General features: G+C 39.3%; 11 protein-coding genes. 3 read left to right on the top strand and 8 right to left on the bottom strand.

Annotated features, from left to right (window positions below; genetic code table 11):
* Positions 1 to 28: 28 nt before the first annotated feature.
* The 8 genes from IQ31_RS07440 to IQ31_RS07475 form a co-directional block, all read right to left on the bottom strand.
* Positions 29 to 961: a DUF4097 family beta strand repeat-containing protein gene (locus IQ31_RS07440; protein ID WP_083663539.1), complete on the bottom strand. Its 933-nt coding sequence runs from the start codon at positions 959 to 961 to the stop codon at positions 29 to 31.
* A gap of 97 nt (positions 962 to 1,058) precedes the next feature.
* Positions 1,059 to 1,880 carry a hypothetical protein gene (locus IQ31_RS07445; RefSeq protein ID WP_088160658.1) on the bottom strand — a complete coding sequence of 274 codons (822 nt, stop codon included), beginning with the start codon at positions 1,878 to 1,880 and terminating at the stop codon, positions 1,059 to 1,061.
* Positions 1,870 to 2,427 (bottom strand): RNA polymerase sigma factor, encoded by a 558-nt coding sequence (locus IQ31_RS07450; RefSeq protein WP_075991654.1) that lies wholly within the window; start codon positions 2,425 to 2,427, stop codon positions 1,870 to 1,872. Before IQ31_RS07450 ends, IQ31_RS07445 begins: the two co-directional genes overlap by 11 nt.
* 227 nt (positions 2,428 to 2,654) lie before the next feature.
* Entirely contained in the window at positions 2,655 to 3,137 is a 483-nt protein-coding gene (locus IQ31_RS07455; protein ID WP_075991653.1) for a hypothetical protein, read from the bottom strand.
* 68 nt (positions 3,138 to 3,205) lie between these two features.
* Entirely contained in the window at positions 3,206 to 4,801 is a 1,596-nt protein-coding gene (locus IQ31_RS07460; RefSeq protein WP_088160656.1) for a SusD/RagB family nutrient-binding outer membrane lipoprotein, read from the bottom strand.
* 12 nt (positions 4,802 to 4,813) lie between these two features.
* The gene (locus IQ31_RS07465; RefSeq protein WP_244294407.1) at positions 4,814 to 8,071 is read right to left on the bottom strand and encodes a SusC/RagA family TonB-linked outer membrane protein; all 3,258 of its coding nucleotides are present in this window, start codon (positions 8,069 to 8,071) and stop codon (positions 4,814 to 4,816) included.
* A gap of 187 nt (positions 8,072 to 8,258) precedes the next feature.
* Complete coding sequence (locus IQ31_RS07470) at positions 8,259 to 9,359, bottom strand: FecR family protein (RefSeq protein WP_075991651.1); 1,101 nt, start codon at positions 9,357 to 9,359, stop codon at positions 8,259 to 8,261.
* Between the two features lie 187 nt (positions 9,360 to 9,546).
* Positions 9,547 to 10,104 carry an RNA polymerase sigma factor gene (locus IQ31_RS07475; protein WP_075991650.1) on the bottom strand — a complete coding sequence of 186 codons (558 nt, stop codon included), beginning with the start codon at positions 10,102 to 10,104 and terminating at the stop codon, positions 9,547 to 9,549.
* A gap of 215 nt (positions 10,105 to 10,319) precedes the next feature.
* Here IQ31_RS07475 and IQ31_RS07480 point away from each other — a divergent pair, with 215 nt between their 5' ends.
* The 3 genes from IQ31_RS07480 to IQ31_RS07490 all read left to right on the top strand — a co-directional run bounded on the left by IQ31_RS07480 (position 10,320) and on the right by IQ31_RS07490 (position 11,647).
* On the top strand, positions 10,320 to 10,838 hold the full coding sequence (locus IQ31_RS07480) for an NADPH-dependent FMN reductase (RefSeq protein ID WP_075991649.1): 519 nt from the start codon (positions 10,320 to 10,322) through the stop codon (positions 10,836 to 10,838).
* Between the two features lie 82 nt (positions 10,839 to 10,920).
* Positions 10,921 to 11,142, top strand: a complete 222-nt coding sequence (locus tag IQ31_RS07485) for a VF530 family protein (protein WP_046674232.1) — start codon at positions 10,921 to 10,923, stop codon at positions 11,140 to 11,142.
* Positions 11,143 to 11,197: 55 nt separating this feature from the next.
* Positions 11,198 to 11,647, top strand: a complete 450-nt coding sequence (locus IQ31_RS07490; protein WP_088160655.1) for a KTSC domain-containing protein — start codon at positions 11,198 to 11,200, stop codon at positions 11,645 to 11,647.
* Positions 11,648 to 11,709 lie beyond the last annotated feature (62 nt).

The following is an 11,709-nucleotide window of genomic DNA, read 5'->3' on the forward strand; positions in this document are numbered from 1 at the left end:
TTTTATTATTTCTATGTTATTATATATATTATTTCTGTGTTCTTATATAGATATCTCCCATGGATGTTTTTAAAATAACATCCTGTCCACCACCATTCATTTTGCCTTTCACGGCGTTACCCATCGGAGTTGATTTGGCTTCCTCGGCAGGTTTTTCGAATTGAAATTCGTCCGCAGCATAGATATTCCCCATAGCAGATTTTACATCCACATTAGCGCCGAAATTCTTTGGGAAGGCAACATCTACAGCGCCCATGGCAGCGACTAAAGAAATCGGTCCTTTGACAGGTTGAACAAATTTGGCTGTAACATCTCCCTGTGAAACCTTTACATTGATCGGCCCGGTAACATTCAATAAATTCACGTCGCCTATCGTACTAGCAACTTCAACCTCAGCCCGGATATCTTTTAATTCGATAACTCCAGCATTAAACATAGCCCCACGCCCTCCTTTGATCGTCACAGGTAAATCCATTGGTATCTTGATACGAATAGAATCTTCTAAGGGCATCCCAACCATACTTATTTCAGTCACTCCACCTTCTGTTTTGATGTTCATACCAAGTCCTGAATTATCCGATAATCCCGAGCCATTGATCACACGTAGGCCTTTTGCACGGTCATTTTCTTCACTTTCCTCTACCTTGGCTGTAATCAGCACATCGTTTCCCTTATAACCTTCAATATAAACATTATCCAATTTTAGTAAAAGTTTATTCCCCAAGTTGGGCACTTTAATTTCTTTCCAGTTTTTCGGTCCCTTTTTACGGCCGAATCCGGCAGAACTGTATGTAAAATTATTAGTATTACTAACAACAACTCCTGAAACCGCTCTAGCCTTTTTAGGAGGATTAGGAGGTTTTGGCGCAGCCACACTTTCTACAGTTTCATTTACTTGGGCCTGCAATACACTTGCAAAGATCAGTGCGACCCCAATCATCATTATCCTTATCTTTTTCATTTCGTTTTAATTTATCTTCATTATTTGTCAAATAATGCATTTTAAGCTTTTTCATAGATTAACCTACACAATCTGACTTCTACCTTAATATATCCTATTATTGATTTAATAATACCGCATATGCTTGCTCCTTCACAAATTTCAGGGTAAATGGATCTTCCACAATTTCATTTAACTTTTCTTTTGTTGTTGCTTTCATCGTCGGATCCTCCTGTTGAGCCATCATTTGCATCAGTTCCATTTGTAAAGTGGGGTCATTTTGCTCCACAAAGAAGTCCTGAACTTTCTGCTGACGTTCTTCTGGACTAAGTCCACTTAATATGGTTTCGATTGCAGCCATGCGGACATTACTACTTTGATCTGACACTGCTGTCTTTTCCAAAGCTCCCACACTATTCCGGTCTAACTTACCCCCATCTTTCATCGCCAAGACAGCACTTAAACGCGTGCTTGCGGAACTCGAATCCTGAAGCATCTGAACGTAATCCATTTTCTCTTCCATTTCACGATGAGCAGTTTCCGATACGCTTGCTTTTGCCAATTGTTTTCCTTTGCTTTCGATACCGGCGATTGCCTTAACGGGAGCTGAAGCCTCTTGGCTATCAGTATGAATTCCCATCACCTCAGCATCAACTGCTTTTGCATTGTCTTCTTTTTCCGGAACAGTAATAGGATGTACCGCAGCCACAGGCTTTTCTACTTCTATTGCTCGTTGTTGATTAAAAGCAATAAAAGTTGCTGTCCCAACTAACAGGGCTGCTGCCGCAATACTAGCCCACGTCCATAAAGGCTTAATCTTTCTTTCCTGAACAGGAGGAACTACTTGTGGTCTTATTTTATTCCATAAGTCAGCCGAAGGTTCTCTCTGATCAAATGCCTCCCGATTAGCGTTCACAAAATCTTTTAAATTATCCCGCATAATTATACCTTTCCTTCAATTCTTCGTAAATTTTCTTTTTAGCACGGTGATATTGACTACGTACAGCAACCGCTGTCATCCCCAATGTTTCCGCAACCTCATCATGGCTCATGTTTTCAAACAGGTAAAGATTAACAACCATCTTAGGTACGCCTGTCAATTGATCGATCACATGCTCTAAATCTGTCAAACGACATTCACGCCATTCTTTTTCCAGCAATTCGTCTTCGCCATCATCCTTGATTTCCAAATCATCCACCGGCGTAAAATATTGCTTATTCTTCCGTAACAGTGAGATTGCCTTATTCACCCCCATCCTTCTCAACCAGGCTTCCACACTGAGAACTAAATGCCATTTATCTGATCTTGAAAAAAAGTCAACAAAGGTTTCCTGTAAAATATCTTCACTTTCTTCCTGATTGGACAAAATCCGATAAATAGAATTAAAAATCTTTTTTGCATACCGATGATAGAGCTGTGCAAATCCAGACTCATTGCCCGTTTGGCACATCGCTAATAAATCTTTATCGCTAAGCTGATTTTGCACGTTCTAAAATTAATACTGTTAATTCTTATGTTTCTACTATGTAGTCGGGGCTCTGCTGAAAATGTTGCAATATAATTTTATTTTTTTTCTAAAATAATTCTAAAAATGCACAAAAGCCCATTAAAGGGCCTCCTTTCAACAAAAAACACTCAAGAATGAACTTGAGTGTCTGCATTAATAAAATAAACTTAATAAGGATTTTAAAACTCCAGGTATAAGATTATCGATTATTTAACTTTTAGATAGGTCTCCACAATGGTATGTTTAACTCCCAATTCAGGTAAGTTTTCCTCACCTGTCTGAACCAATGTATCTCCTTTTAAAGTAAGTTGAAAATCAAACTTATTACTTTCCCAATCGCGCATTGAACAATATTGTAATCTTTCTTGATAGTTGACACCATCAAAAGAATAGGTCCCCCCACCTGCGACAAACAGCGGTTCTTTACCTTTACCTTTTTCCTTATCGTGGTTAAAAAAGGAAAAATGGTCATCATTGAACATTTTAAACATTTCGGTTTTGCTCGTGTCCGTAAAAGCAGTTACCGTATCTTTCCCTTTGATTGTTTTGCTTTCAATAAGCTTATAGGTACCGGTCAAGGACTTGGCTTTTACGGCATCCACATCTTTCTTTTCGGTAGTATTTTTACATGAAAAAACAAGACAGGAAATCGCAATCGCAAATAGCAGTTGATTTTTTAGGTTTATCATATTTTATAAAAGGTTTAAAGAGGCCAAACTACGAAAGTTCAGCCTCAATCAAAAACAAACCATTGTAATTATTTATCCCACCAAACTCGACCAGACAACTTATCTCCGCCAGGTACTGCGGCTGAAGCTGCTCTGTAGTTTTCGCCATTGATAGCCGCTTCAGTAGAAGGATAAGGGAATCTTCTAGGAATAGTCCCCGAAGTAGCATTTCCTGGATAATTCACAGGAGTTAACGCCGGATACCCACTTCTGCGCCAGTTGCTCCAAGTTTCATAAAAATCCATCATCGTTATCGTATGTGCCCAGTATTGGGTATTGATCTGTTTTAAGGCATCAGCAGCATTATATGGATTCGCAGCCAAATAAGTCTCAGCATCTGCATCACTTATTGTCAAAGAACCATCATACTGATTCAGATAGGTAATGCTTGCCTTCACACCTTTTTTATAATGATCGCCTGCACTACCACCTACTCCCCAACGTTGGGCAGCCTCAGCCAAAAGCAACTCGGATTCACCGTAGGTCAAAATAAATGTCGCACCGGTCCGCTTGATCATATTAGGATTGGGCGAAGAATATTCTGCAAATGTCGTGTAACTTGGGTCGCTACTAATGTTATACTGTGCATTTGATCCCAAATCTTTTCCATTCGGCATCCCCTTTTGCTTGGTTGGATCTGTGATAAAACTCCCGTTCTGTGTTTTGTCCTTTTCCGATAAATATAGTTTTGTAACAGCAACCTTTTGCAACCTCGGATCATTATTGCTTTTTAGATAGTCAATAAATGTTTTAGACCATTTTACATAATAATTCTCTTGGCCACCATCGCCCAATAAAACCTGGCTATTTCTATTCTGAGTAACCCTAGATCCTGATTCATCGTGTAAAATAAATGCATTGTCGGCATTACTGTCCATTGTCTTACCCACAGCCTTCTGTACATATTCCTTCGCTTTAGATTCGTCTACTTTAACCAAACGCATCGCTGTTCGTAAGAGCAGAGAATTGCCAAATTTGCGCCATTTCGCAATATCACCTTTATAAATAACATCACCAGTGACTTTATCACCATCATCCTTTAATGCTGCAGTAGCCGTTTCAAGCTCCTTTAGCAAATCGTTATAGATGTCCTGCTGCTTATCATACTTCGGTTTATAAACTTTGGTATAAAAACCCAGTCCCGCCTCCGAATAGGGAACATCACCATACAAATCAGTTAAGCGAGCAAAAATTAAAGCTTTCCAAATACGTGCGACATTGTACAGATTTGCATATTTTGGTTTGTCTTTTGTAAACTCAACCACATCCACAATATTACGAACCTGCTCAATATAGGCCCCAACTGTACCCGTACCCCAATACGCCGCGGTATAGCTTTCATTCAGCATATATTTATCGCCGGCCCAATAACTCACTACAGTCGATAGACCCTGCATCATTGTCGACGAGTAAATTAGATTTCCACGCCATGTATCGTATGCAAAATCAAAACTTCCTGTATAAAATAATTGTGCAGAGCTCAATGTATAATTTGGATCCCAATTTTCTTTACCATAAGCAACTGGATCTGTATTTATCTTATCAAAATCTTTTGTACAGCTACTTTCCATAAATAACGTCGCTGCCATTAAACTAATAACTACCGGTTTAATATATCTTTTCATGATTGTTTGCAATTAGAATTTAACACTTAAATTAACACCGTAAGTACGTACAGCTGGTACACCTCCAAGCTCTAGGCCCGGGAAAGTTGCATTATAGCTCGACTCTGGATCTATGTTATTTGTTTTCTTCATGATCGTCCAGAGATTGCGCGCTACAGCACTTACTGTAATCGACTTAACTTTGTTATTAAATAGATTGGATGGGAAAGTATAGCCCATAACGACCTGTCTCAATTTTACAAAATCAGCGCTGTTTACAAATATCTTAGATACATTATTTGCCGTATTGGTATAATAAGTAGAAGCTGTTCTGCCCAAGCTTTCACGATCAGCCACAGTTTCCTGATGTAATCCAAAAATATAACCGTAGTAATCTGTTCCCGAGAAAAGCTTTCCTCCCCATTTTCCATCAACCAAGAAAGAAAAATTGAACCTTTTGTAGCTAAACTCATTATTCCAGCCAGCAAACCATTTATTCATTGCCGAACCGTAGGACTTTAACTCACCCCGGTCAGGAGAACCATCGGCCAATTTTACGATCTCACCATTACTATCGTATTTATAATCGAAAGCCATGATCTGAAAAGCAGGCATACCAACTTTATTCATTAAGTAACCTACACCCGAACGCGAAGTCGCTACCGTCTGCTCGTCCATTCCTTCAGCCAATGAAATCACTTTATTGTCGTTGTAAGAACCATTCAATGAGGATACCCATTTAAAATCTTCCGTTTTGACAACTGTGGCTGAAATCAATGCTTCAAATCCCTTATTTTGCATTTTACCGGCATTGAGTACGGCACCGGCATATCCGCTTGCGGAAGGCGTTGTGATAAAGGAAATCTCATCTTTCGACTTTTTGTTATACCATGTTAGATCCAAATTTACACGATTATTAAAAAGACGCAACTCCGTTCCGATTTCCAACTCTGTTGCTGTAGAAGCTTTTAAAGAAGAGTTCGGAATATTCACATTGTTAATAACCCCTAAAGGTTGTCCGTTAAGTACCTCACTTCTAAAATTATAGGTTAACAAGGTTTGATAAGGATCTGTTGCCTGTCCTACCTGAGCAAAACCTGCTCTCAACTTTCCAAAACTCAACCATGATGGTTTTAGATATTCTGAAAAGATAAATGAACCCGAGATTGCGGGATAAACAGAGTTTAATTTATTATCTACTCCAGGTGTGGCTAAGGTAGAAAACCAGTCAGAGCGTAAACTACCAGTCAAATAAGCTATATCTTTATAAGCAAATTCTAAGGTACCATAAGTAGACTGTGTCTCCGATTCACTTTCGAGATACGCTACCGACTTATTTTTTGCGTTCAAAATATTATACACACCAAATATCGCGAAGTCGGTACCTAAATTGGTCGTCTGTCTGATTTTAGTATTTCGGTAACTCGCACCAAGATTAGGTGTAAGGGTATAATCTCCGAAAGTGAATGACTTACCGACCAAAACATCGGCATTAATATCTGCAAATTTAGTTTCTTGCTCTGCAATTTTACCATTCTCATAATAGCCGGTGCCAGAAGGAACAACATTCTTATAATGATCGGTATAACCATCTCTTCCTGCCCTTCCCTGAACAAACAAACCATTACCCATGGTATACTTTGCTGTTACGGAAGCGATCGAACGATCCCGGTTCGTATTATTGATAAACTCATTTGCTGCAAACCAAGGGTTGGTTGCATACACATTCCCCGAATTATAAAGGATTTCTTTTCCATTGTCATCTTTCCATGGCTTCAAATCGTTTACATTGATGCTCGTTGGCAAAAACATGACGTTGTAATTGGCATTTCCAGCACCGTCAGAAACCATTGGACGATTTTTGACTTGCTCCAGAATCATATTATAGCGTGCATCAATCGTCAAACCTTTGAGTGGCTCAAAAAGTCCAACCAAATTGAACGACTGTCTTTTCAGTCCCGAATTTGGAACAACAGATCTGTTATTGACATCTGTCCCTGACAGACGAATAGAGCCACCATCAAATGATTTATTTAACGCTAATGTATTAGTCCATGTCGAACCAGTGCGGTAAAACCGATCTAAATTTCCCTTTTGTAATGAATAAGGTCTTGATGCGCCATCGAATTGTACGACGGGTGTTCCATCTAATTTAGCTCCCCAGCTTGAACCTCCCACTTGGGCTGCGCCTGCTTGGGTCGTTGGCTTCTCACCGTTTGCCCCCTGACCATAGACTGTTTGCCAATTCGTGTTGTCTATAATTTGCTCGGCAACAAGGTTACTATTAAAATCGATCGAATTGCCTTTTCCTGATTTTGTTGTAATAAGGATAACCCCTGCCTTGGCTCTTGAACCATATAATGCAGATGCTGCAGCACCTTTCAATACCGAAATACTTTCAATATCGTCTGGGTTGATATTGCCGATTGCATCGCCAAGATCGGGTGCATTATCCCATTGGCTCCCTGAGTTTCCTTTGGAATTGGCGTTTCCGATACCTACCGGCTTACTTTCCATAGGAATACCGTTAATTACGTATAATGGTTGATTTGTCTGATTCAAACTCGATACCCCGCGGATGGTCACATTGGACGCAGCTCCGGCACCGCCAGAAGTAGAACTGATATCCAACCCGGCCACCTTTCCTACGAGTGAATTCATCACATTATTTTCACGGGCTGTGGTTAGCGATTCACCGGCAACCTGCGTAACAGAATACCCCAATGAGCGCTTCTCTTTCTTCATACCCAATGCCGTCACAACGACCTCATTGAGCATCCGATTATCTTCCAATAAAACAATTTTCAGATCACCCTCTTTGGTTACGGCCACTTCTTGCGAAGTGTAACCTGCAAAAGAAATAATTAAGGTGTTTCCCGTTGCCGCATCGATCATAAAGCGTCCATTGATATCTGTTGCACGTCCTACCGCGGTTCCCTTAACACGTACCGTAGCACCAGCTAAGGGATTGCCTTTATCGTCAGTGACGACACCTGCGACAGCCACCTGCTGCTGTTGACTGACAACCACAAGACCTTCCTTAGAAACGGAATAAACCAATCCACTTTTATTGAAAAGCTTAGCCAACACATCCAATACCTTGGTATTATTCGCATTGACTGACACTTCTTTATTTAAATTTTCATTCGTCGAATTATAAACAAAGTAATAATCACTTTGCTCTTCGATCATTTTAAGTACCTTGCTCAGTTTTGTTTTTTGGACATCAAAGGAGACTTTTTGTTGGGAAAATACATTTGCCGAAACATTCATAACAGCACACGTAGTCATAATTAAGGCTAGTTTCATCCGGATAATGAATCTAAAATGCACAATATATCCATTGCGCATTTGCAATAAGCAATTTTTAATCATATTTTAGTGTTGGTTAAAATTAATATTAAGCAGCACGCCCCAATGTTGCTGCTTTTGGTTAATCATTTTTTCAATGAAGGATGGTGTTGGTCCACCATCCTTTTTACTTTTCTGATATAGTTATTTTTCTCCCATATACATTAAATTTAAAAGGTTCAACGCTCTGTAAAGCACTCAGTACCTGAGCAATATTCTCCCTACTAAAAGTTGCCGTAAAACGGTATTGTTTTAATTGATCATTTTGGATTTGGATATCCACATCATACCAGCGTTCTAATGTCCGGCGAAGCGATTCAAAATCTTGGTCCACGATTTCTAATCTATTTTCACGCCATGCAATATCTGGTATTTCAGCTGTATTGGATTCTATTGTAGGGATGTTCTCTATGGCAATCTCCTTAATCGGTAATTTGCTCGCGGTTGGTTTATTGGTTTTACGAGCGACTGCTATTTCAGCTTGATTCTTAAAGATCGTGATTTTTTGATTCGGCTTGATGACCACAGAATTTTCACGCTGTCCTTTGCTCGTCATTTCAATCGAACCTTCTACAAGCAGTGCTTCTGCTGTAGGTTCATCGGAATAACTCTTCACATTAAATGTTGTTCCCAGGACCTTGATATCAAAATCAGATGCTTGTACCACAAAAGGTTTTTCCTTATTCTTGGCCACCTGAAAATAACCTTCACCCGCAAGCCGCACCACACGCAATTCCTGATTGAAATCTGCCGATAACTCCAGTTTACTAGCAGAGTTTAATGTCACTGTACTTCCGTCACTTAATTCGAAGGTCTTTTTTTCACCATTTTTTGTTTGATAGACCTGGCCAATTGCGCTTATTGGTAATGTCGTATCAACTTTGCCTGGTTGAGCATAATACCAGATACCACCCGATACCAAAGCGACAAATACAGCGGCAATGGCTGCCCATTTAGGCCAGTTAAACCGATAGGACACGCGATGTTCTACTGGAGCATTCTGCAGATCTGTCTTCAATTTTTCCAATTGCTCATTCACAGGTCTACGGTTACCAACCAAGAGTTGAAATAGGCGTTTGGCTTTCAGAATCGTCTCCGCTTGTTCTGGATGATTCAGGCTATATTGTTGCCAGTATAGAATACAGTTTTTATCTTCTCCCGAACAATACTTCTGAAAAGTATCATCAATCAAAAAATCTTCTAACTGTTTATAATCTTTTTGGCTCATTCTTTTGGGTATTTACTCTATAGTGCCCTAAAGCATGGCTTTTTCCTAAGGAAAATTTAAATTATTTTTCAATCAACTGAAAATCAATCAATTATTTTAAATAAAAAATATCAACACACCTACTTTTGCAAACATCGTACGAGCATGTTATTATTGAAGGCTTAAAATAAAAAGCCAGACACAAAACTTAGATATCTTTTAATTCCTCCCTCAGAATCTTTAAAGCATCATAAAGTGTATTGTAGGCAGTTTTCACGGACATCTGCGTAGTTTCAGCTATTTTTTCATAGGAATAGCCCTCAAAAAACTTCAGATTCACCAGCTGTTTCTGACGAAAAGACAACTTCTCCAGCGCCTCCTTCAAACGGATCTGTATAATTTCATTCGTCTGTACTTTGATGACAAACTCCTCATAGGGCATCTCCACCCAATCATCTTCAGCTTTCACATTTTGAAGGGCTGTATTGATTTTATGTTGTTTCTCCAGTAGACGCAGAATACGTCTTTTTAAAAAAGTAATGAGATAGGACTGTACATTTTCTACCCGATCTAGCTGTTCTCTTTTCTCCCAAATTTTAACAAATACCTGATCGGTTGCTTCACTTGCCAAGTCACTGTCGCCACAAGTGCGTATTCCAAAATTGACAAGCTCTTGATAGAGCGCCGCGTATAGATCAAAGAAAGCCGTCTCGTCTCCTGTACGAATACGTTCCCACAATAAGCGGTACCCCATTTTATTTCTCATAATAAAGCATATAATCCGAAAAAAGCCAATAATAAGTCCTCAGTTCCAAAAGTATAAACTTAATCGGTAAAAGGAGAAAGAAACGAAAAATTACATTGAAGCGAAGAACAAAGTAAATCGTTTGAATTGAATATTGTAATTTAGTTCCTTCATTAAGGATATAAAAAGTAAAAACACAACAGCAGTATACAGCCGTTGACTAGATTTAAACTCACATGAAAACTATTTTTGCCATTGTAGGTAGCGCCAGTGCACATTCATCCAATCATCATATTGTAAGTCACCTCCAACAGGAGATTAGTGCCAATATCCATTTCACGCTATTTGACCGTCTTAAAGAACTGCCTCATTTTGATCCTGAAGAAAGCCAGACCCATCCACCAATCGAAATTATTGCACTTCGTCAGGTAATCAACGATGCCGATTTGGTATTGATCAGTAGCCCTGAATATATTTTCAGTGTACCCAGTGGATTAAAAAATCTACTTGAATGGTGCGCCGCAACCACGGTTTTCACCGATAAACCCGTTAGTATCATTACCGCTGCTGCGCAAGGCGAAACAGCGCATATCGAACTACAACGTATCCTGCAGGGACTGGGCGCTCAAATTGATGAAAAACGAAATCTGCTGATACAAGGAGTCAAAGGGAAACTGGATGCCACTGGGGCAATTTGGGACGAACAGCTCAATTTAGAACTAGAAAAGCTGGCAACACAACTTAAAGAAGATTAATACACACTAGGTTCAGCTCCATTTTCATCCAAACCATAAAAATTAGCGCAATCCATAATTTGAAGATTATTATCTTTACGACATGCAAGAACAAATTAATAATCCATTACACGGAAAAAGGCTCGACACGATCATTGAATATTTAGTGGAGTATTATGGTTGGGAAGAGTTGGGACAACGCATATCCATCCGTTGCTTCAATGAGAATCCGAGCGTCAAATCCTCCCTAACTTTCTTAAGGAAAACACCTTGGGCTAGAGAGAAGGTCGAACAGCTCTATGTAAAAACCTTGTTGAAGAAATAAGTTTTTTTCATATTTCATAACGAATAATCTGATTATTAAGCATATCTTTGCCGCCATGAAAAAAATTGCCGACTACCGGAAGTTACTTAACGTAGAGAAATCTGTGGATCTTAAAACCCTAAAATCTACCTACCGGACAATCATGAAAGAATGTCATCCAGATAAATTTGTCAATGATGAAGAAGGTCGTTTGGCTGCAGAGCAAAAAAGTGTGGAAATGATTGAAGCCTACCATTTCCTGGTAAGCATCTGTCCAGAAACATTAGAGCAACAGTTGCCGATCTACACGGAGACAATTACCAATTCTGGCATTCAGGATATTGACTGGAAAGCACAAATATTGACAGTCACTTTTCATGACGGCAGTCAATATGAATATTTCGGTGTTCAGCGGAATGACTATATTAAATTTGTCAACGCAGATTCTTTAGGTCGATTTGCCCGTAGACACATCTTCCATTCTTATCCTTACCGCAATGTATTAAAGACTGCGACAGTTGCTTAAACACTGTTCTTTCTCAGCTATACAAAGATAAACGCCCTCTATCAGATTGATATAGGGCGTTT

The sequence above is a fragment of the Sphingobacterium siyangense genome, from assembly GCF_007830445.1.
Taxonomy (GTDB): domain Bacteria; phylum Bacteroidota; class Bacteroidia; order Sphingobacteriales; family Sphingobacteriaceae; genus Sphingobacterium; species Sphingobacterium siyangense.